Raw genomic sequence first — 20,983 nt, forward strand, 5'->3', positions numbered from 1 at the left:
CCAATAAGATGCGCATATCAAGCGATATCGAACCGCTCGGTTCGAAAAATAAGTAAGAGTTTTGTGATATGAAACCCGAACGGCATACCGAAGGAAGCCCCGATACGCTCACCGCGCCTGATCTGGATCGGCATGATGCGGGCGAGGTTGCGGCCAATTTCGCCGTGATGGGCAAAAAGACGGAAAAGCTGCCAAAATCCGAAAAGGTGAAAGCCGGTTCGTTTGCATGCGCACCCGAAACCGAATGTGGACGCACAAGGCTTGGCGCTGGGCAGGACCCGGCAAAGCGCCGCCAAATATTGGAAGGCGCGCAAAGCGTGTTCCTGCGTATGGGCTTCGATGCCGCCTGCATGAATGATATTACCCGCGAGGCGGGCGTGTCGAAGGGCACGATCTACGTCTATTTCAACAGCAAGGAAGACCTGTTCGTCGCCCTATGCGAGCATTATCGTCAAACCATGTTCAGCACCCTGATCGGCAAGCTGGACAACGGTTTCTCCAATCGTGAAGAGCTGACGGAGTTTGGCGTCGCACTGGTGACGTTGATTACGTCTTCAACCGCCATTCGTGCCCAGCGCATCGTTCTGGGTGTCAGCGAGCGCAAGCCGGAACTTTCGGCGCGATTCTATGATCGGGGTCCGAAGCGCAGTCTGGTCGCCATGGCCGAATATCTGAAAAAGATGATCGAGAACGGTGTCCTGGAGCCGTTCGAGGTTGACCGGGTGGCCTATCAGCTCTCCGATCTGTTTCTGGCAGGGCTTTATCGCCCGCGTCTGTTCGGCGTCATTGCCGATGAACCAACAGAAGAAGCTATCCGCAAGAATGTGGAAACAGCAGTCGATTTCTTCTTCAGAGCTTACGGCAAGAGAAGCTGACGTCACGTATTTGTTCCGATTGGGAACAAGCTTTTCGAAACTGTGCCTTATTTTCACTCTGTTCTTGTGTGTAACAACTTGCGGCACAATAATTGCGAGTTGCCATGAGGCGTATTTTTTTTGTCACTTATAAACAATTAAGCAGTTTGTCGGGCGCGATTCGAAACATGGTCGCCAGCAGGACATAAGGCGACAGAACGAAAGCTTAAGCGGCTTGATTCTTAAGGATATTTCGCATGACTCTTGACCTGATTCATTTTCCAAATTTCAAGAAAACTTTTTTTGGAGCAGCATTTCAGAGCGATACGCTCGCACTATTAACCCGCATCCGCGATGAAATCGGCTGCCGGCACATCATGCACGCCTATCGTGGCCGCATGAATGAGTGCGCCAAGCTCAATTCCAACGATCTGACGCTGGTGATGACCGTTCCGACCGCTTGGTCGACACGCTATTCGACGAAGAATTACTTCGCCATCGATCCGATCTTCCAGGAAGATGCGCCGTATTTCTCCAACGACGGCAGCGGCATCGTGCGCGATCTGCAAGAAGATGCCAATATCTGCCCCTCGGTTGCGGAACTGCTGCAGGATGCGGAAAAGCACGGGCTGGGCAATATTTTCATTGCCGTTTCCGCCCGCAATCCGAAAGGCGCTTCCGGCTGCACGCTGTTCTCTTTCGAGATCGACAAGGACGAGGATCGCGAACAATTCGTAGCCAAGCTTCGTCCGCGTCTCTTGAGCGTATCGGGCGTTATTCACAACGCTTTATGCGGCCACAAGGACGCCAGTTCGGTGGCAAGCCTGCTCACCCCGCGTGAGGTGGATTGCCTGCGTTGGGCAGCCAATGGCAAGACCGACGGGGAGATTGCTGATATTCTCAGCATCGCCCGCTGGACCGTGGTGACCTATCTGCAAAACGCGAAAATCAAGCTGAATTGCTCCAACCGCACTTCGGCTGTGGCGACAGCTTTGTCACTTGGCATTATCGAAATGCCGGGCACCGAACATCTTATGTAATTCAGTATTTACCGGCTCGGTGACGGGCCGGTCATGATGCTTACGGATAGACCGGAAGCGCAGACTGTTTTGATTTATTCTGTTTTATTGATTGCATTTTCGAACGCGGGGCGTTCAGCCCCGCTGGAAATACACTAGCCGCTTGAACTGCTTGATGGCACCGGAGGCGTTTGCTCGCCTCCGGTGTCATTTTTCAAGCCCGCATTGTCCCGCGCAAAACCGCGTCGCACTTTTGCTGGAAATGCTTTAAGCCCGCTTCTTCAGGGGCAGTCTGGCCTCGCGGAAAGCGTTGCGCAAACGCGCCGTGTTCTTCGCCGGGTCCTGATCGGCTTCCTCGAAGGTGATGTGGTTCAACTCCACGCCAGCCGTCTTGTCGCTGAGGATCAGACGGAAATAGGCGTAGACACCTTGATTACGGAATTCCATGTCCAGCACCACCAAAGGCGGCGATTGCCAGTCGCAGCGATAGTCACCGCCATGGCCGAGCTCCAGCGTGCCGGGAAAGAAGTAAAGCTCAGTCGCGGAGCTCACGACATCGGCAATATTGGCAAACAGCTCGCAGCGGATGAAGGCGATGTAGTCAGCCGGATCGACGAGACGCAGCTCCGCCGCCACCTCGTGCAGGTTCTCGGCGATGATCGCTTCGCGTTCGTTGGAAAATTGCAGACTCTTCATCGCGTCACCATCGAGCTTTGAGAACGGGTCAATAATATTTGGGAATATAATGAAATCATAGTACTACCATTAGGCTCAGGACCTACCAATTTGATGGAAATGGTGTGAGGCCATCCGTTCGGATACGAGGAGAAAAGGCGATGGAAATGTGGTTCATTTTCGAGACTTTTCGACAAAGTAGCCGGGCGGATGGACCACATCCTTCGGACACCGAAATGACCGGCGATCTGCCGCGTCGAGCCGCTTGACCGGGGAACCACCCCGTTCTTCACATCTCTCCTTGCAGCTCTTGTCATTTCAGGTGCCATTTCCATCAAATTTGCAGGTCCTGAGCCTAGTGTACTGCATGCCGCGTATTGATGATGCGGATGAGTTCGGCAACGGCTTTATAGAATTCCGGTGCGATCATCTGGTCGACATTCACCTGCTTATAAAGTGCACGCGCCAGGGGCACGTCCTCGAAGACTGGGATCGAGTGCTGGGCGGCCACTTCTCTTATCTTGAGCGCGATCAGATCCTGCCCCTTTGCAACGACGACCGGTGCGGCGTCTTCATTCGGCTTGTAGCGCAGTGCTACGGAAAAATGCGTCGGATTTGCGACAATCAGCGTGGCGGTCGGCACGGCGCTGATCATACGGCGGCGAGCGCGGTCGCGTCCGAGCGAGCGCAGGCGCGATTTGACCAGCGGATCGCCTTCCGACTGCTTTAGCTCGTCTTTGACTTCCTGTCGCGTCATACGCAGTTCCTGACGCCAGTGAATACGCGACCAGGCAAGGTCGAAGGCTGCGATGGCTGTAATCGCCAGCACATTGGCGACCAGAAGGCGCACCATGTTCTCGCGCAGGAATTCCGGCAGGGCGCTGGGCTCGGTCGCGACCGCGTCCGTGAACAGGCTGTTGCCCTGAAAGAAGACGATGAAAACGATGAGGCTGGCGGCGAGAAACTTCGCGACCGATTTCAGGAATTCCACCTGGCCGCTACGCCCGAAAATGCGCTGCCAGCCCTTGAGCGGCGATATGCGCGAAGCCTGCGGTCGAATGCGCTCGCCGACGATGCGCGGCGCGTTCTGAAACGTCGATGAGGCGATGCCCGCCAGCGGGATGATGATGAAAACCGGCACAAGGGCTGCGCCGATTGCCAGCGCCAGCACGCTGAACAGGCGGCTTGCATCTTCGGCGCTGTTGAGAACCCAGTCCTCGGGACGGTCGATCAGTTCGCGCAGGAACATGGCGAGCTTTGCCGTGGCGGGGGCGGCGACAAAGACGGCGATGACCAGAAACGAGGCGACGCCAGCGAGGATCGGCGTTTCGCGGGAGAAGGGCATATTGCCCTTATCCAGGGCGTCGCGAATCTTCTGCTCGGACGCTTCTTCTGTTTTGCTTTCCTTATCGGTATCGTCCGCCATGCGTCACACGCGCGCTCACGCAGAGGCTTCGTTGGCGTCGAGGGTGATGATGCCGCGCTCGGAAAGATCGATGGCGATGCGCGAAATCGTGCGGCGTGCGTCTGTGATATTCTGCGCGGTGATATTGCCCTGCTCGGCGCCAAGCTCCGTTTCCACCATGCGGCGGCCACGGGTGGAAAGCGAGGACAGGACGAGTTCCTGAAGCCTGGCGTCTGCGCCACGCAGCGCCGTTGCGATCTGTTCGGTCTGCACTTCATCGAAGAGCAGCAGGCGCGCGCGCTGCGACAGGCGCTCGATATCTTCGAAGGTGAAGAGCTTGGCCTTGATGCGGTTGAGGTCGTCGCGGTTGAGATCCTCAAGGCTTGCCATCAGTTCTTCCATCTCGTTCTTGTCGAGCTGGTTGAAGATATTGGCAATCTGGCCGTGATGGGCTTTGACCGGTCCGGCGTCGCTGCGGCCCAGAAGGTCGCGGCGCAGCACATCTTCCAGAAGTTCGGCTGCGGCAGGCGCTACATTGCCGATATGCAGCGAGCGCTGCACGACGGCATTGCGCAGCTGCGGCGGCAGGGCGACGAACAGGCGCGCGGCAAGGTCTGATGGCAGTTTGGAGACGATATAGGCGATGATCTGCGGATGCTGATCGGCCAGATAGGCTTGCAGGCTGTCGACGGGGAGGCGACCGAGCTGCACCCAGACCGATTCCTGCACCAGCTGCGGCTGCACGCGTTCCTCGAACACGGCATCCACTTCTTCCTGCGGCAGCGTATCGCGCAGCAGCCCTTCGAAGCGCTGGGCGGCTTCCGAAACCGGCGCGCCCTCCGCAAACGAATCCTCGAACTCCTTCACCAGCTGTTCGAAATCGAGCGGCGAGATCGGGTCCAGCGTGCGGGCATGACCGGCAAGCTTGCGCAGATCCTCGGCGCTGAAATGCTTGAGAAGGCGCGACGCAGCCGGACGGCCGATGGCCACAAGAATGGCTGCCGCCTTTTGCGCGCCGCTCAGCGTATCGATGATGCCGCTGGCGCTTTCTTCAGCGAGGTTTTGCTGCTCTTTTTCGGTCATGGAAATATCCGGGCCGTTCCGTTACTTGCCGATGATTTCGGTGAGGCTGACGCCGAAACGCGAAGAATCGTCTTCAAGCACGATGACTTCACCGCGCGCGATCACGCGACCGTTCACGACGATATCGACCGGATCGCCGATCTGCTTGTCAAGGGTGATCACCGCGCCGCGACCGAGCTTCATCAGATTGGCCACCGGCATGGTCGTACCGCCGAGAACCACCTGCACATCGACGGGAATGCCCATGATGAGTTCGAGATTGGGCTTTGAAGCGCCTTTCTGTGCGCTGCGCGGCTTTTCCTCGCGCAGTTCCTCGATGGCTTCGTCCAGTTCCTGCTGCATGTTCTTGTCCTTGTTGTCAGCGCTCATGCCTGCCCCGCAATATCAACGGTTGCCTTGCGGACCGCGCGATGCACGAACACCGGCAGCGCATTCTTTTCTTTCTGCTCGACGGCGGGCTCGCGGGTGCGAACGGCGCTGTCGGTCATGGTGCGCGCTTCGCGCATGTCGCGGGTCAGCGCCTTGCGCAGGCGGTTCAGCTCCTCGATGGCTTCTTCCATCTCGCGGCGCACGCGCTGGGTTTCGCCAAGCCGGGCTTCGAGCTTCACATTTTCATCGACCAGATCGGAACGCTCGCTCTGGATCGCTTTCACCGCGCGTTCCAGACCGTTGGAGGCAGCCGCGACGCGCAGCGCCAGCACCTTGCCGAGCTTGATCGTTTCGTTGGCCTTGCGCCCGACCACGATCAGCGCGCCCAGCGAAGCAAGAGCCATCAGCGTGGAAAGAATATTAGCCAGCAACAAGCTCATCGATGAAATCCTCTTCCTGATTGACGGGGTCGCCGACCTTGACGGTGAAATGAATGCCCGACTTGCCGAGCGAACATTTGAAAAGCTGCTGGTTGCCCGCGCGCAGACGCACCTGTTCCATGGCGTCGGCAGGCAGCTTCAGCACCTGTCCGATCTCCAGTTTCGACAGCGCATCCAGCGTCATCGATCCTTGCTGGATGAAGCCTTCAAGCTCGATACGGGCGCGGCTGACTTCCTGACGCAGTTTCTTGGCCCAGGTCGGATCGGCCTGATTCATGGGGCGACGCAGAAAAGCCGCGACCGCATCCTGCATCGGCTTGTGGGTGCTGCGCGGCAGGAGAAGATGCACCTGTCCGGTCTTGCCCGCCGCCGTCACATCGATCCGGCAGGCGAAAAGCCGCGACCGTTCGAAATTGGTGCGGTCGAATTCTGCGATGTCGATACATTCACCGGCCACGAACATCGACTGCGCGTTCCCCGCCCAGCCCGACAGGGAGCCGGCGTTGAACACCTGATCCAGCGCACCGGCCAGATGACCGGCGAGCAGGGCGGAAATCTTGTGCTCGACCATGCCGAACGGGCGCTCGACATCGACATGGCCCAGATTGCCTTGCGCGCCATACATGGCTTCGATGATCGAGAAGACGAGCGGCGCATCGACGGTCAGATAGAGCGTCGATCCCCAGCGTTCGGCCTTGAGCGGCGCAATGACGGCGGCGCTGTCGAGAATGGCGGCGAAGCCTGCGTCATCGGCGCTTTCCACCGCACCGGCGTCCACTTCGAAAGCCGCCGCGCAGCCATGCTTCAGCCGCTCGCAGAAATGCGTGGAGGCATCCTTGAACACATGGGCAAGCGACTTCAGATCGTCGCCGGACAATCCGGCTGCGCGCAGCAGATTGTCGGCCAGCACGTCATTCTTCCGGTGTTGTTCCGCCATGGTCGATTCAACTGTGGTGTCGGACGTCGTCATTTTATGCGGCCTGCTGTGTCGGCGCGCTCGCCATGGTTTCCTGCTCGACCACATCGATGGTCGGGCGGTCGTAAGCGGAGATGGTCTTGCGTCCGTATTCCACGGCGATCTGCGGCAGCGAGCCGTTCATATAGGCAAGGAGCGTCTGCTTCACGACGACATAGAGACGGTTCTTCTTCTCGCGGGTCGATTTGATCTTGGTCGCGATGGGGCCGACAACGCCATAGGAAAAGAAGATACCGGCGAAGGTGCCGACAAGGGCCGCACCGATCAGGTGGCCGAGCACTTCCGGCGACTGGTCGAGCGCGCCCATGGCCTTGATGACGCCGAGAACGGCGGCGACGATGCCGAGCGCGGGCAGGGCTTCCGAGATCGTGACCATGGCCTGATAGGGCTTGAGCTTGTCGCGGGCGATGGTGTGGATTTCCTCGTCCATCAGCGCTTCGATTTCGTGCGAGCGCACATTGCCGACGATGATGAGGCGGCAATAATCGCAGATGAAATGGGTAAGGTCTTCGTTCTTCAGAACGCTCGGATAGGCCTGAAAGATCGATGATTCCTTGGGATTGTCGATATGGACCTCGACTTCATTGCGCGACTTGGCGCGCAATTCGCGCATCAGGCTGTAGAGCAGGCCCAGAAGATCGAGATAATCGCGCTGCTTGGGCACGGCGTTGCTGAACGCCTCCAGGCAGGCGCGGCCGGTATCTTTCACGAGCGAAAACGGATTGGCGACGAAGAACGTGCCGAGCGCCGCGCCCAGAATGATGACGAATTCCCACGGCTGGATGAGCACGCTGACATGTCCGCCCATGGCGATGAAACCGCCCAGCATACAGCCCAGTGTGATGGCGAGACCAATGATAATGCCCAAAGCCCGAGACTCCCGCAGAATAGTTCTTTGAGCCAAACATAGGGAGCGCGGCTTGCGCGAAGCTTGCCAAGGAACGCCCGGCTGCATCAGCTTCGGACAAGCTTGGTTGCGCATAAAGGATGCAACTATCAGCAGGGGGTCATGCCTATGGTCGATACGATGACGAGCTATCGCCTGATCGCGTCGGATATGACGCGGTCTTTGCAGCGCGTTTCGAAAGAACCGTTGGTTTCGCGGGAAACAGCCTATTTCCAGGAAAACATCGGCAATGTGAAATCAATCGACGATTTCATGTCGGACAGCCGCCTGTACAATTATGCGATGAAGGCGTTCGGTCTGGAAGACATGGCCTATGCCAAGGCCTTCGTGCGCAAAATCCTGACGGAAGGCGTCACGAGCGACGACGCCATGGCCAACAAGCTGACCGACAAGCGCTACAAGGAATTCGCAACCGTTTTCGACTTTGCGGGCAAGGGCGCCGAGGCGACCCAAAGCACCGATGTGCAGCAGGGCGTGGTGGACAAATATCTGCGCCAGACGCTTGAGACCGAAGCGGGCGGCCAGAATGAAGGCGTGCGCCTGGCGCTCTATTTCGAGCGCAAGGCTTCCAAAATCACCAATGCCTATGAAATCCTTGGCGACAAGGCGCTTCTCACCACCGTACAGACGATATTCGGCTGGCCGTCCACCATGTCGAACGCTGATATCGACAAACAGGCGAAGATGCTTGAGGCCAAGATCGACTTTTCCAAAATGTCCGATCCTGATTATGTGTCGAAACTCATTTCGCGCTTCACGGCCATGTATGAAATGAACAACCCGACCGCTAGCAGCCCGGCATCCATCGCCTCGCTGCTGCTCGGCAGCGCGTCGTCGGTCGGCATCTCGACCGATATTCTCACCACCTTGCAGAGCTTCAAGCCGGGCGGTCGCTGATCCATGCAGAACAATTCGATCTATGTCGGGCTTTCCTCGCTCATCACGCTTGAACGGCGGATGGATTCGATTGCCCAGAATGTGGCCAATGTCTCGACCGTCGGTTTCCGGGGCGAGGGCACCAAGTTCGATTCGATTGTCTCGAAAAAGGCAAGCGACGATGTGAGCTTTGCCAGCGCCGGCAAGAGCTATATCCGCACCGAGCCCGGCCCGCTGGTCAAGACGGACAATCCGCTCGACATCGCGGTCAAGGGCGATGCGTGGCTGTCGCTCAACACGCCGCAGGGCCAGATTTACACTCGCGACGGGCGCATGAAGATGCTGGCGACCGGGGAGCTCGTTTCGATGATGGGCTATTCGGTGCTCGATGTCGGGGGTGCGCCGATCATGCTCAATCCGGATGGCGGCGCGCCGAAGATTTCCGCCGATGGCGCTGTCTATCAGAATGGCGCGCAGATCGGCGCTCTCGGTCTTTATTCCATTCCCGCCGATGCCGAGTTGAAATATGCGGGCAATTCCGGCGTGATACCGAACAAGGCTGCGACGCCGGTTTTCGACGATAACAGCGTCGGCGTGGTGCAGGGCATGATCGAAGGCTCGAATGTCGACGCCATGACGGAGATGACGCGTCTCATCAGCGTCAGCCGCGCCTTCGAACAGGTCAATAATCTTTTGACCCAGCAGGAAAACACCGTCTCTGACGCCATCAAGACGCTGGGCTCCAAAAACGGATGACGCCGGACCTACCGCTCGCGCGGCTTGCCGCCTTTGCCCGTCAACAGGCCCTGGAACCGAAGCCCCTATCCGGCATCGGCGGCACGGTCAGCGACGTGTCGCGCTCGGCGATTGCCGTGCGCGGGCTGTCGCGCGATGCGCGGCTCGGCGATGCGGTGGCAATAAGGGCTGCGGGCGGTGCCAGTCTGGCGGAAATCATCCGCGTCGCCGACAGGCAGGTTCTCGTCAAGCCCTTCGACGACCGGATCATTCCCTCATTGGGGGCAGCGGTCTTTGAGGAAGGCCCGCTCAGCATCCGTCCGGCGCTCGAATGGCGCGGGCGGGTGATCAATGCGCTGGGGCAGGCGATTGACGGCAGGGGCGCGCTTCTGCCCGGCCCGCGCCCGATGGCGTCCGAAAATCTGGCGCCAGCGGCGCTGCGCCGGGGGCGTGTGGATCGCGGGCTTCGCACGGGCGTTGATGTGATCGACATTTTCACCCCGCTTTGCTTTGGCCAGCGCATCGGCATTTTTGCCGGTTCCGGCGTCGGCAAATCCACGCTTTTGGCCATGATGACGCGCGCCGCCGATTTCGACACGGTGGTGCTGGCGCTGACCGGCGAGCGCGGACGCGAAGTGCGCGAGATGCTGGAAGAAACCATGGCCGGTCATCTCGACAAGACCGTCACTGTCGTAGCCACAGGTGATGAAAGCCCGATGATGCGCCGCCTCGCGCCCAATACGGCGACGGCCATTGCGGAATATTTCCGCGATCTCGGTCAGAATGTCCTGCTGATTGTCGATTCCGTCACGCGCTTTGCCCATGCGGCGCGCGAGGTGGCGATTGCGGCGGAAGAGCCGCCGGTTTCGCGCGGCTATCCGCCGAGCGTGTTCAGCCAGCTGCCGCGCCTTCTGGAGCGCGCAGGGCCGGGAAGTGCCGATACAGGCGGCAGCATTACCGGCATCTATTCGGTGCTCGTTGATGGCGACGACCATAACGACCCGGTCTCCGACACTATTCGCGGCACGCTGGACGGCCATATCGTGCTCGAACGGACGATTGCGGCGCTGGGGCGCTTTCCGGCGGTCGATGTGCCGGGTTCGGTTTCGCGTCTCGCCAAGCATAACTGGACGGCGGAGCAGCGCAAGCTTGTCGTCCAGCTTCGCAGCATGGTGGCCCGCTTCGAAGAAACCCGCGATCTGCGCGCCATCGGCGCATATCAGAAGGGGCATGACGGGCTTCTCGATCAGGCGGTGGATCTCGTTCCGCGCATCTATGACGCCTTGCAGCAGTCCCCGGAGACACCGCGTTCCGACGATCCCTATCAGAAACTCGCCGCCGCATTGCGCGGCGAAAAACAGGCATCCAATCCATGATGACGGGCAACAAGAACCGACGCAAAACCGCTGAAGAAAAGTTACTGGCCGATCTGGAAGCGGAAGTGAGCGCCGCCGCCGCGCAGGAAGGCGGCAAGAAACCCCATAGCCAGGTTGACCGCTATCTGAAGATTGCGGCGGTCACGCTGGCGGCTGGCTGCGCGATGCTGCCCTTCATCACCTATCTCCAGCGCATGGAGCTTGCGCCCGCCGAAAAGGCGGAACGCAAGATCATCGACCCGCTGGACCGTTCGCAGCAGAAGACGGTGCGCCGCTTTCCGTCGTTCCGCCCCTCGGATCGCGTGGCGCCCAGTGCGGATATCGATAACACCATGACCGGCTCGGTCATGTCCAACGGCAAGGGCCTGCCGGGCACCGGCGCTGGCACTGACGGGGAAGGCGGCGGCGACGGACAGGCTTTCCCGAAGCCGGTCTTTGCGCTGCGCGAAGTCGTCGGCGGCATGGCGATGATCGAGGATACGTCCGGTTACTGGTTTGTGGAAAAAGGATCGCTGCTGCCCGATGGCAGCCGCCTCGTTTCCATCGGTCGGGGCGCGGGAACCTGGCAATTGACCACATCGTCGGGCGACGTGATTGAAATGCGGCGGTAGGGGAATAGGGCAGTAAGGGAATAGGGGAGTATGTTTGTCTCGCGCTATCAGCGCTCGTCCTCACACAACGATATATCGTTTCTAAAAAACATATTCCCTTACTCCCCTATTCCCTTACTCCCTTAACCTCCGCAAGCTTGACGCAAGTTCCGCCCCGTAAATTAACAAACGGTAAAGGCGGGGAAATTCCATGAGCTCCATTCATCTTTTCGATCTGGCCGCAAGGCAAGTGCAGTGGCTGTCGGTGCGGCAGGCGACTGTCGCTGGCAATGTCGCCAATGCGAACACGCCGGATTTCAAGGCGCGCGACGTTCAGCCCTTCGCCGATGTACTGGACAAGACGCAGCTGACCATGGCGGCGACCAATCCGCAGCATTTGGAAGTTGAAGCAAACGGCATCGCGGGCGCACGCCTGCGCCCCGACGACATCACCGAGGAAACCCATTCCGGCAATACCGTCGATGTCGAGCAGGAAATGATGAAGGCAGGCGAGATCTCCCGCGAATATTCGCTCAACACAAGCATCGTCAAAGCGTTTCATCGCATGATGCTGTCGGTCGCGAAGGGATAATCCATGTCGTCCGACGCCTTGCAGAATTCCCTGAAGATCGCAGCCTCGGGCCTTTCGGCCCAGTCGACACGTCTGCGCATCGTTTCGGAAAACATCGCCAACGCCCAGTCGACGGGCAAGACGGCGACCGACGATCCCTATCGCCGCAAGACCGTTTCCTTCCGCACCGAGCTGGAACATGGCACGGGTGCCGCAGAAGTGCGCGTGGCCGAAGTGGGCAAGGATACCTCGCCCTTCGTCGAACAATACGATCCGAGCCATCCCGCCGCCGACGAGCGCGGCTATGTCCGTTACCCGAACGTCAACATGGTCGTCGAAATGGCGGACATGCGTGAAGCCAACCGTTCCTATGAAGCCAATTTGCAGGTCGTCAAGCAGGCGCGTGAGCTGATCTCGATGACCATCGATCTCCTGAGGAGCACATAATGTACGACTCGATCATGAGCATTTCGGCGCGCAATGCCCTGTCGCGCCTTTCCGAAACCGTAGCCGAGAATAGCGTCGGTTCTGCCGCTTCCACGACTGCGCCGCAGCCTGTTCCCGTAACGCCGGGCGCATCCTTTGGTGAAGTCCTGTCGCAGATGACGGATTCGGTCGGCCAGAAATTGCAGGCGGCGGAAGCCACCTCCATTCAGGGCATCAAGGGCGATGCGCCGGTCAACGAGGTGGTGAGCTCCGTCATGGAAGCAGAACAATCGCTCCAGACGGCAATCGCGATCCGCGACAAGATCGTGCAGGCCTATCTCGAGATCAGCCGTATGTCGATCTAGGTGTCTGTTCCAAAAGTCGCCATGCCAGCTGCCGCTTTTTAATTCAGACACCAACCCCATTCCTGCCTTTTTCAGCTCCGCTGGAAATCTCGCATTAAGGAAGCGCAATGAAAGCCCTGACGATTGCCGCAACCGGCATGAACGCCCAGCAGCTCAATCTGGAAGTGATCGCCAACAATATCGCCAATATCAATACAACGGGCTTCAAGCGCGCGCGTGCCGAATTTTCGGATCTGCTCTACCAGTCCGAGCGCACGGCAGGCATCCCCAATCAGGCCAATGAGAGCATCGTGCCCGAAGGCGCGCTGGTCGGCCTCGGCGTCCAGACGGCAGCCGTTCGCAACCTGCATATTCAGGGCAGCTTCAACCAGACCGGCAACCCGTTCGATCTGGCGTTGACCGGGCAGGGCTGGTTCCAGATTCAGAGCCCGACGGGCGAAACGCTCTATACCCGCGCTGGCGCATTCAACAAGAATGCCGACGGCCAGATTGTGACGCTCGACGGCAATATCGTGCAGCCGGGCATCGTGGTTCCGGAAAATGCGCTTGAAGTCACCGTCAGCGACACCGGACAGGTCTTCGCGAAGGTGCAGGAGCAGAACGGCATCCAGATCAACCAGATCGGCCAGCTTCAGCTTGCGAATTTCACCAATGAAGCCGGTCTCGAACCGCTGGGCGACAATCTCTATCGCGAAACGGAAGCCTCCGGCGGACCGCTGGTCGGCGATCCGGGCGATCCGGGCTTCGGTTCGATCAAGCAGGGCTATCTGGAAGCATCGAATGTCGATCCGGTGAAGGAAATCACCGATCTGATTACGGCGCAGCGCGCCTATGAGATGAACTCCAAGGTCATTCAGGCCGCCGACGAAATGGCGGCGACCGTATCGAAGAACATGCGCTGACGGTGATCGCCATGAAACGCGCCCAAGGAAATGACATCAAGGCCCGGCCCCGGTTCAAACGCGCCGCGCTTGCCGCTGCCGGAGCGGCCGGTCTTGCCGCTGCTGCGGTTTCGGGGGCTTCCGCCACCGACCGCATTGCTTTCGTCGTGCCTTCGGCCACCGTTTATCCCGGTCAGGTCGTCAGCAATGTCGCGCTGGTCGAGAAGAAGTTCTACATCAGCGCCCCCGCCGCACAGCAATATGTGCTGTCGGTGGATCAGGCTGACGGCAAGGTGGCGCGCAAGACGCTGATCGCCGGCAAGCCGATCCTCGTCGCCGCCCTTTCAGAGCCCTCGCTAGTCAAGCGCGGCGAGCCGGTGACGATGGTGTTTTCCACCGGTGTCATGACGATCACAGCCGTCGGCATTCCGCTGGAATCCGGCGCGGCAGGCGATTTCATCAAGGTACGCAACAGCGACAGCGGCGTCATCGTGCCCGGCACGGTGCTGGCCGATGGCCGTGTTCAAGTGGGGATGCGGTGAGAAAAACCTGGGCAACGCTGATCGCCATTCTGGCTCTGGCACTCCAACCCGTTGCGGTTCTGGCGGATGAATCGGCCAAGAACGTGAAGGATTTCGGCACCGCCGTGGAAGCGGATGCCGACTGGCTGGGTGCTGGCGGCGATCCGTCCAAGATGGCCTATGCGGAGCTTGGCCGCGGCAGCGCTGTCGCGCGCCTCAAGGACATCGCGACTATTCAGGGCGTGCGCGAAAACCAGCTTGTGGGTTACGGTCTGGTGATCGGTCTCAAGGGCACGGGCGACAGCCTGCGCAATTCGCCTTTCACCGAACAGTCGATGCGCGCCATGCTCGATAATCTCGGCATCAATGCGCCGCGCAATTCCACGCGTTCTAAGAATACGGCTGCGGTCATCGTGACCGCCAATCTGCCCGCATTCGCCGGTTCAGGCTCGCGCATCGATGTGACGGTTTCGTCCATCGGCGATTCCACCTCATTGCAGGGCGGTACGCTGGTCATGACGCAGCTGATGGGCGCGGACAATCAGATTTATGCGGTTGCACAGGGCAATATGATCGTCTCCGGCTTTACCGCTGAAGGTGATGCCGCCTCTATCACGCAGGGCGTGCCGACATCGGGCCGCATTCCAAACGGCGCGCTGGTCGAGCGCGAGGTTGCCGGAAATTTCGGCAAGGACAGCGAGATGATCGTCGAGCTGCGCGACCCCGATTTCACGACGGCCGTGCGCACTGCCGATACGATCAATATCTTTGCCAAGCGTCGTTATGGACGCGGCGTTGCGCTGGCGCGTGATGCCAAGACGATCCGCCTGTCGCGTCCGAAAAATGTGCCTGCCGCCCGCTTCCTTGCGGAGCTGGAGGGCCTGCCGATCACCACGGATGAAGTGGCGCGTGTGGTGGTGGATGAGCGCACCGGAACCGTGGTCATCGGTGCGAAGGTGCGCATTTCCAAAGTGGCGATCAGCCATGGCAGCCTGACTGTGCGCGTGACAGAAACGCCGATGGTCGTGCAGCCTGAACCCTTCAGCGACGGCGTGACGGCGGTGGAGCCGAACACCGATATTTCGGTCAACCAACCCAATGCCAAGATCGGGATTTTGACCGGCGCCAATCTGGAAAATCTGGTCAAGGGTCTCAATCAGATGGGCGTGAAGCCGACGGGCATCATCGCCATCCTTCAGGCGATCAAGTCGTCCGGCGCGCTTCACGCAGAACTGGTGGTGCAATGATGGGGCCGGGGATGAGAGCGGACATGATGGTCAAACAGGCAATCCGTACCGGTTCGGCTCTGGCGCTGCTTTTTGCGAGCGCCTTGCCGGTCTTGGCTCAGGAAGCGACACAAGCTGCTGCACAGCCAGCAGTGCAGGCGGGCGCACAGCCTTCCGCAACACCAGCCTCCATACCGCCCGCAAATCTCGGCAATCTGGATGAAATCCGCAAATATTGCGGCAATATCGACAATCAGGCGGCCGATGCGCGCTATTCGTTACAGGCCAAGCAGCTTACCGACCTCAAGGCCGAGGTGGACGAGCGGATGCAGGCGCTGGAAGAAAAGCGCAAGGAATATGAGATGTGGCTGAAGCGCCGCGACGAGTTCGTCAGCAAGGCACAGGATTCGCTGGTCGATATCATTTCCAAGATGAAGCCGGATGCAGCCGCGGCCCAGATGGGGATGATCGGCGACGAGGCCGCAGCCGCTCTGATCCTCAAACTCAATCCCCGCGTTTCGAGCATAATCTTGAATGAAATGCCGCCGGACAAGGCGGCGAAGCTGGCGCGCATCATCGTCGGCTCGCAGCGCACAACGACTCCGCCGCCAGCAGCGAAGGACCAGCGCGCCCAGGCGCAAACCGGGAATACGGTGCAATGACAGGACGCATGAACAAGACTATTTTCGCTACCGCCGCTCTGGCGCTTCTGGCCGGTTGCGCCATGAAGCCGGAAGAAGTCGGTCGCGCGCCGGACCTGTCGCCGGTCGCCGCCAATCTTGGCATGAACAACAATCCGCAATATAGCGGCTATCCATCGCGTCCGGCCAAGCCGGATTATTCGCTGTGGAACCAGCGCTCGACCAATTTCTTCAAGGATCCGCGCGCTGCCGAGCCGGGCGATGTGCTGACTGTGATCATCTCGATCAATGATCGCGCCAATCTCGACAACAAGACCGACCGCGAGCGCGTGTCGAAGGGTATTTATGGCGCGGGCGGTTCGTTCGCCACCAGCAGCAGCACCGGTGCCGGTGCGGGCGGCGACATGGATGGTTCCATCAACACCCATTCCGACAGCTCGTCCAAGGGCAAGGGCACGATCAAGCGCAGCGAGGATATCAGCCTTCAGGTTGCGGCTATCGTCACCAACACGCTGCCTAACGGCAATATGATTATTCGCGGTTCGCAGGAAGTGCGCGTCAACAACGAGCTGCGTGTGCTGAATGTCGCCGGTGTCGTGCGTCCGCGCGATATTTCCGGCTCCAACACCATTTCCTACGACAAGATCGCCGAAGCCCGCATTTCCTATGGTGGTCGCGGACGGTTGAGCGAGGTGCAGCAGCCGCCATATGGCCAGCAGATCCTCGATCAGGTTTCGCCTTTTTAAAGCTGAGTATCGATGAGCGACACGGCACTGGACAAGAATGACGGCAAGGCGAAGGGCTCCATGATGGGGCTTCTGGCGGCTGTCGTTGCTCTCACCGCTATCGCCGCTGGCGGCGGCTGGTATCTGGGCGGCATGATTTCCGCCGATCAGCAGGCAGCCGCCAAGACCACGGCCAAGGAAGACAAGCCGAAGCCCGGCGATTTCGAATCGCGTTCCATCGGCGCGGTCGTGCCGTTGAAGCCGATTGTCACCAATCTGGGTATTCCGCAGAACACCTGGGTACGGCTGGAGGCGTCTCTGGTCGCCAAGCCTGGCCATGAAATACCGGCGGCCATGGCGGCCAATGTCGGCGATGATTTCCTGAGCTTCCTGCGCAGCGTCAATCTCATGCAATTGCAAGGCGCGGCAGGACTTGCCTATCTGCGCGCCGATCTCGAAGAACGCGCCCGCCTGCGCTCGGAAGGCGCGGTGGACCGGGTCTTTATTTCGGCACTGGTCGTAGAATGAAAAAACTCCTTGGTCTCGGCGTTTTTCTGACGCTCGCATTCACTGTTTCGGCACAGGCCCAACAGGCCTTAACGCTGGAAAACCTGCTGCCCGCAGGCAGCGGCGCGGCCAGCGGCCAGATCGTTCAGCTCTTCGGCCTGTTGACGGTGCTTTCCATCGCGCCGGGCATCTTGATTATGGTGACGAGTTTTACGCGTTTTGCCATCGCGTTTTCGCTTCTGCGTTCGGGCCTCGGTCTCCAGACCGCGCCTGCCAGCATGGTGATGATCTCGCTTGCGCTGTTCATGACTTTCTATGTCATGGCGCCCGCCTTCGACCGCGCCTGGAACAACGGCGTGCAGCCCCTGATGCGTAACGAGATAACGCAACAGGCAGCACTGACGGAGATTTCGCAGCCATTCCGCGAATTCATGATGGGCCAGGTGCGCGACAAGGATCTGCGCCTGTTCGAAGACCTCGCCGATCCGTCGTTCCGCACCGGCGAGGACGGCATCGTGGATTTCCGCGTGCTGGTTCCAGCCTTCATGATTTCGGAACTGCGCCGCGGCTTTGAAATCGGCTTCCTGATCGTGCTGCCGTTTCTGGTGATCGATCTGGTCGTGGCCACGCTCACCATGTCCATGGGCATGATGATGTTGCCGCCAACGGTGATCTCGCTGCCGTTCAAGATTCTGTTCTTCGTGCTGATCGATGGGTGGAATATTCTGGTCGGAAGCCTGATCCGTTCCTTCTCCTGATCCGATTTGGAACAGTTGCGAAAGCGCCCGAGGAAAATCGGCGTCAAAATCTGAGAGATCGGTAAAATTCGGCAGAATAAATTAGCATTACTTTAATATTTGGGTTTTAAACGTCGGCACATGGTGGGTCTCTGCGTCAGCGGAGACAGGCATGATGCCGCTCCACTATGCCGGTAAGTCCGGCCTGTCCCTCAGTTTGATTTTTCCCAAGGGGCAAAATAATGGCTAGCATTCTGACCAACTCGGCAGCTCTGACCGCTCTTCAGACCCTTTCTTCGACCAACAAGTCGCTGGAAGCAACGCAGAACCGCATTTCGACCGGTCTGCGCATCGGTGAAGCTTCCGACAACGCTTCGTACTGGTCCATCGCTACGTCGATGAAGTCCGACAACAAGGCCAACTCGGCTGTTCAGGACGCTCTCGGCCTCGGCGCTGGTAAGGTTGACACCGCTTATTCCGCGATCAACAAGATCCGTGAATCCGTTGACGATATCAAGACCAAGCTCGTTTCGGCTCTCGGCGCAAGCACCGAAGACAAGGGCAAGATCGAAACCGAAATCAAGTCGATCGTTGCCAACATCAACTCGGCGCTCAGCAACGCCAACTACGCTGGTTCCAACCTGCTGAACGGCCCGACGGACGATCTCGCAGTTGTTGCTTCGTACAACCGTTCCGGCGCCACCGTCACGGTCGACAAGATCACCGTTACAGCTGCTGACACCGATGCGAAGACGATGGTTGCCACGATCGTTGGCACGGGCTTCTTCACGTCCGGTTCGGACGACGCTGCCATCGGCACCGCACTGAACACGGTTGAAACGGCTCTGGCGAGCCTTGCAACCGGCGCAGCAACGCTGGGTGCAGCTAAGTCGCAGATCGACAGCCAGAAGAGCTTCCTGTCCGGTCTTCAGGACTCCATCGAAAAGGGCGTTGGCACGCTCGTCGATGCTGACATGAACAAGGAATCGGCTCGTCTGTCGGCTCTCCAGGTTCAGCAGCAGCTCGGCGTTCAGGCTCTGTCGATCGCCAACTCGTCGAACCAGTCGATCCTGTCGCTGTTCCGCGGCTAATCGATAACTGAGTAAAGCGCGCCCCGAAATGAGGCGCGCTTGAAAAAAAGAGCGCCGGGTCACCGGCTCTCGCGAGTTCTCAGGCAAATCAGGGGTTCGCATCCGGACCGACCTGATCGGACCGGATGTCTTTGGGCGGAAAAGGGGCGCGGGATCAATTCCGCGCCCCACTTCGTTATTGGACTTCTCACTTCGGTTATCAGCCGCCACTTTCGCGCAAGCTTCGCAGTCTAGTTTGCATCCATCATGATGGCGGTGGTGTCGATGCAGCAGAATATCCAGCAATTGATCGAACAACTGAAGCGAACGCTTGGCACGCTCGGCATGCGCAAGCTTGTTGCGCTCGGGCTTGTGGGCGCGGCCTTGATGGGTGCGATCCTCTACACGAGCTTCTATCTCAGCCGTCCTTCCTATGAGACGCTTTATGTCGGTCTGTCGCGCGATGACGTGAACCGCATGGGTCTGGCGCTCGGCGAAGCCGGTATTCCCTTCGATGTGAAGTCGGACGGTTCCTCCATTCTGGTGCCAATCGGCAAGGCGGAAACCGCGCGCATGTATCTGGCCGAAAAAGGTCTGCCGACTTCGAACAATGCTGGTTACGAGCTGTTCGACAATATGGGGTCGCTCGGCCTCACCTCCTTCATGCAGGAAATCACCCGCGTTCGCGCGCTTGAAGGCGAAATCGCCCGCACCATTCAGGCGATTCGCGGCGTGAAGGCGGCGCGCGTGCATATCGTTCTGGCTGAAAAGGGCTCCTTCCGCCGCGGCGACCAGAAGCCGTCTGCTTCGGTGGTCATCCGCGCAGAAGGCGGCTTTGCCGCCGAATCGGCGCAGTCGATCCGCCAGCTCGTCGCCGCCGCCGTGCCGTCGCTCGATGCATCGTCCGTCACCGTTCTCGACACCAATGGCCGTCTGCTCGCTTCCGCTGGCGAAGCTGCCAACGGCGCTGCTCTCATGACCGCCTCGCTGGAACAGCAGGTTGCCGGTAATGTGGATGACAGCATCCGCAAGGCGCTGGCCCCTTATCTTGGTCTTGGCCATTTCCAGACCAGCGTGCAGGCAACGCTCGACACCGATCGCCGCCAGATCAACGAAACGACCTTCGATCCCGAATCGCGTGTCGAACGTTCGGTCCGCGTGGTGCGTGAAAGCGGTGATTCCCGCAACAATCGCGATAACAACGCGACCGGTGTGGAACAGAACATTCCGCAGGAAGAAATCCAGAACCGCAATGGCGAAACCTCGTCGGAAAAGACCGACCGCCGTGAGGAACTGACCAACTACGAAATGAACAGCAAGACGATTGCGACCGTCAGCGATGGTTACGCTGTCAAGCGCCTGTCGATTGCCGTCGTCATCGATCAGGCCCGCCTGCTGCAAACCGCTGGAACCACACCGCCGCCCGCCAATTTCGTCGATCAGCAGATCACCAAGATCCGCGATCTCGTTGCAACGGCTGCCGGTCTCAATGCGGATCGCGGCGACGTCATCAACGTCACCGCGGTCAATTTCCTGGATCCGGCAGGTGCCGATATGGAGCCGGTTTCGGCGCCTTGGACCGATACGCTGCTGCGCCAAAGCGGAAGCTATATCAATGCGCTGGCCATTCTCGCCGCCGTCGGTCTCCTGATCTGGTTTGGCCTGCGTCCGCTGCTGCGTGACCAGACCGCCAAGCCAGCGGGCACGGAAGTTGCCATCCGCGAAGCGGGTGAAATCGCCGCGCCGAATTTCGTCGGCACACAGGCAGGTAGTGATGGCCATCAGGCTGTCATCGGCGGGCCGGAAGCCTATGCCGATCAGATGAAGACCAGTCTCAGCGATCTGCGCCAGCGTATGCGTATGCCCGCCAAGCTTCGTCTGGAACAGATGATCGAGATGGATGAAGAACGCGTCGCCGCCGTTCTCAAGCAGTGGATCAACGGAAGCGCCGTCAAGCAGCCAGTCCATGCCGAACGGGTCGATGCACCGGAGCTTGAGGCTGCCTGAT

25 protein-coding genes are annotated in these 20,983 nt (G+C 59.3%); 18 read left to right on the forward strand and 7 right to left on the reverse strand.

The genetic code is table 11. The annotated features are described in order from the left end of the window. Positions 1-167 precede the first annotated feature (167 nt). Both JAU75_RS12150 and JAU75_RS12155 read left to right on the forward strand, forming a co-directional pair. Entirely contained in the window at positions 168-875 is a 708-nt protein-coding gene (locus tag JAU75_RS12150; RefSeq protein WP_199056832.1) for a TetR/AcrR family transcriptional regulator, read from the forward strand. Positions 876-1,111: 236 nt separating this feature from the next. Beyond that, the gene (locus tag JAU75_RS12155) at positions 1,112-1,894 is read left to right on the forward strand and encodes a LuxR family transcriptional regulator (protein WP_199056770.1); all 783 of its coding nucleotides are present in this window, start codon (positions 1,112-1,114) and stop codon (positions 1,892-1,894) included. A 246-nt stretch (positions 1,895-2,140) separates the two neighbouring features. Here the strand turns inward: JAU75_RS12155 and JAU75_RS12160 are convergent, their stop codons facing one another. From JAU75_RS12160 to motA, 7 genes are all read right to left on the reverse strand, one after another. Next, complete coding sequence (locus tag JAU75_RS12160) at positions 2,141-2,569, reverse strand: hypothetical protein (protein ID WP_199056771.1); 429 nt, start codon at positions 2,567-2,569, stop codon at positions 2,141-2,143. 334 nt (positions 2,570-2,903) lie between these two features. Further along, entirely contained in the window at positions 2,904-3,974 is a 1,071-nt protein-coding gene (gene flhB, locus JAU75_RS12165) for a flagellar biosynthesis protein FlhB (RefSeq protein ID WP_199056772.1), read from the reverse strand. A gap of 15 nt (positions 3,975-3,989) precedes the next feature. Next, entirely contained in the window at positions 3,990-5,036 is a 1,047-nt protein-coding gene (locus JAU75_RS12170) for a flagellar motor switch protein FliG (protein ID WP_199056773.1), read from the reverse strand. 21 nt (positions 5,037-5,057) lie between these two features. Further along, the gene (fliN, locus tag JAU75_RS12175) at positions 5,058-5,405 is read right to left on the reverse strand and encodes a flagellar motor switch protein FliN (protein ID WP_109367901.1); all 348 of its coding nucleotides are present in this window, start codon (positions 5,403-5,405) and stop codon (positions 5,058-5,060) included. Next, positions 5,402-5,845, reverse strand: coding sequence for a BAB2_0123 family type IV secretion system effector (locus JAU75_RS12180; RefSeq protein WP_199056774.1), 444 nt, complete (start codon positions 5,843-5,845; stop codon positions 5,402-5,404). Before JAU75_RS12180 ends, fliN begins: the two co-directional genes overlap by 4 nt. After that, a complete protein-coding gene (locus JAU75_RS12185) occupies positions 5,826-6,815 on the reverse strand; it encodes a FliM/FliN family flagellar motor switch protein (protein ID WP_199056775.1) in 990 nt (329 codons plus the stop codon). Before JAU75_RS12185 ends, JAU75_RS12180 begins: the two co-directional genes overlap by 20 nt. Position 6,816: 1 nt before the next feature. Beyond that, entirely contained in the window at positions 6,817-7,689 is an 873-nt protein-coding gene (gene motA / locus JAU75_RS12190) for a flagellar motor stator protein MotA (RefSeq protein ID WP_371836164.1), read from the reverse strand. Between the two features lie 147 nt (positions 7,690-7,836). On the opposite strand from motA, the gene JAU75_RS12195 reads away from it, so the two are divergent. The 16 genes from JAU75_RS12195 (at position 7,837) to fliF (ending at position 20,982) form a co-directional block, all read left to right on the forward strand. Then, the gene (locus JAU75_RS12195; protein ID WP_199056834.1) at positions 7,837-8,625 is read left to right on the forward strand and encodes a DUF1217 domain-containing protein; all 789 of its coding nucleotides are present in this window, start codon (positions 7,837-7,839) and stop codon (positions 8,623-8,625) included. A 3-nt stretch (positions 8,626-8,628) separates the two neighbouring features. Further along, on the forward strand, positions 8,629-9,360 hold the full coding sequence (flgF, locus tag JAU75_RS12200) for a flagellar basal-body rod protein FlgF (RefSeq protein ID WP_199056776.1): 732 nt from the start codon (positions 8,629-8,631) through the stop codon (positions 9,358-9,360). After that, positions 9,357-10,715: a flagellar protein export ATPase FliI gene (gene fliI / locus JAU75_RS12205; protein WP_199056777.1), complete on the forward strand. Its 1,359-nt coding sequence runs from the start codon at positions 9,357-9,359 to the stop codon at positions 10,713-10,715. The genes flgF and fliI overlap by 4 nt, the downstream gene beginning before the upstream one ends. Further along, positions 10,712-11,326: a hypothetical protein gene (locus JAU75_RS12210; RefSeq protein WP_199056778.1), complete on the forward strand. Its 615-nt coding sequence runs from the start codon at positions 10,712-10,714 to the stop codon at positions 11,324-11,326. Before fliI ends, JAU75_RS12210 begins: the two co-directional genes overlap by 4 nt. A 190-nt stretch (positions 11,327-11,516) precedes the next feature. Continuing rightward, complete coding sequence (gene flgB, locus JAU75_RS12215; RefSeq protein ID WP_199056779.1) at positions 11,517-11,897, forward strand: flagellar basal body rod protein FlgB; 381 nt, start codon at positions 11,517-11,519, stop codon at positions 11,895-11,897. A 3-nt stretch (positions 11,898-11,900) separates the two neighbouring features. Continuing rightward, positions 11,901-12,323 (forward strand): flagellar basal body rod protein FlgC, encoded by a 423-nt coding sequence (flgC, locus tag JAU75_RS12220; protein WP_078340860.1) that lies wholly within the window; start codon positions 11,901-11,903, stop codon positions 12,321-12,323. Further along, on the forward strand, positions 12,323-12,667 hold the full coding sequence (locus JAU75_RS12225; protein WP_199056780.1) for a flagellar hook-basal body complex protein FliE: 345 nt from the start codon (positions 12,323-12,325) through the stop codon (positions 12,665-12,667). The genes flgC and JAU75_RS12225 overlap by 1 nt, the downstream gene beginning before the upstream one ends. Before the next feature lie 107 nt (positions 12,668-12,774). Continuing rightward, complete coding sequence (flgG, locus tag JAU75_RS12230) at positions 12,775-13,569, forward strand: flagellar basal-body rod protein FlgG (protein ID WP_078340862.1); 795 nt, start codon at positions 12,775-12,777, stop codon at positions 13,567-13,569. A gap of 11 nt (positions 13,570-13,580) precedes the next feature. After that, positions 13,581-14,090, forward strand: a complete 510-nt coding sequence (gene flgA / locus JAU75_RS12235) for a flagellar basal body P-ring formation chaperone FlgA (protein ID WP_199056781.1) — start codon at positions 13,581-13,583, stop codon at positions 14,088-14,090. Continuing rightward, positions 14,087-15,316 carry a flagellar basal body P-ring protein FlgI gene (locus JAU75_RS12240; RefSeq protein WP_199056782.1) on the forward strand — a complete coding sequence of 410 codons (1,230 nt, stop codon included), beginning with the start codon at positions 14,087-14,089 and terminating at the stop codon, positions 15,314-15,316. The genes flgA and JAU75_RS12240 overlap by 4 nt, the downstream gene beginning before the upstream one ends. 23 nt (positions 15,317-15,339) lie before the next feature. Beyond that, entirely contained in the window at positions 15,340-15,957 is a 618-nt protein-coding gene (locus JAU75_RS12245) for a MotE family protein (RefSeq protein ID WP_199056783.1), read from the forward strand. Then, positions 15,954-16,682, forward strand: coding sequence for a flagellar basal body L-ring protein FlgH (gene flgH / locus JAU75_RS12250; protein WP_199056784.1), 729 nt, complete (start codon positions 15,954-15,956; stop codon positions 16,680-16,682). Before JAU75_RS12245 ends, flgH begins: the two co-directional genes overlap by 4 nt. Positions 16,683-16,694: 12 nt before the next feature. Next, on the forward strand, positions 16,695-17,189 hold the full coding sequence (gene fliL / locus JAU75_RS12255) for a flagellar basal body-associated FliL family protein (RefSeq protein ID WP_199056785.1): 495 nt from the start codon (positions 16,695-16,697) through the stop codon (positions 17,187-17,189). Then, a complete protein-coding gene (fliP, locus tag JAU75_RS12260) occupies positions 17,186-17,926 on the forward strand; it encodes a flagellar type III secretion system pore protein FliP (RefSeq protein WP_199056786.1) in 741 nt (246 codons plus the stop codon). Before fliL ends, fliP begins: the two co-directional genes overlap by 4 nt. A 221-nt stretch (positions 17,927-18,147) precedes the next feature. Then, positions 18,148-18,996 carry a flagellin gene (locus JAU75_RS12265; protein ID WP_199056787.1) on the forward strand — a complete coding sequence of 283 codons (849 nt, stop codon included), beginning with the start codon at positions 18,148-18,150 and terminating at the stop codon, positions 18,994-18,996. Positions 18,997-19,245: 249 nt separating this feature from the next. Continuing rightward, positions 19,246-20,982, forward strand: coding sequence for a flagellar basal-body MS-ring/collar protein FliF (gene fliF, locus JAU75_RS12270; RefSeq protein ID WP_199056835.1), 1,737 nt, complete (start codon positions 19,246-19,248; stop codon positions 20,980-20,982). Position 20,983: the final 1 nt, after the last annotated feature.

It is taken from the genome of Ochrobactrum sp. Q0168, from assembly GCF_016427605.1.
Lineage (GTDB): Bacteria > Pseudomonadota > Alphaproteobacteria > Rhizobiales > Rhizobiaceae > Brucella.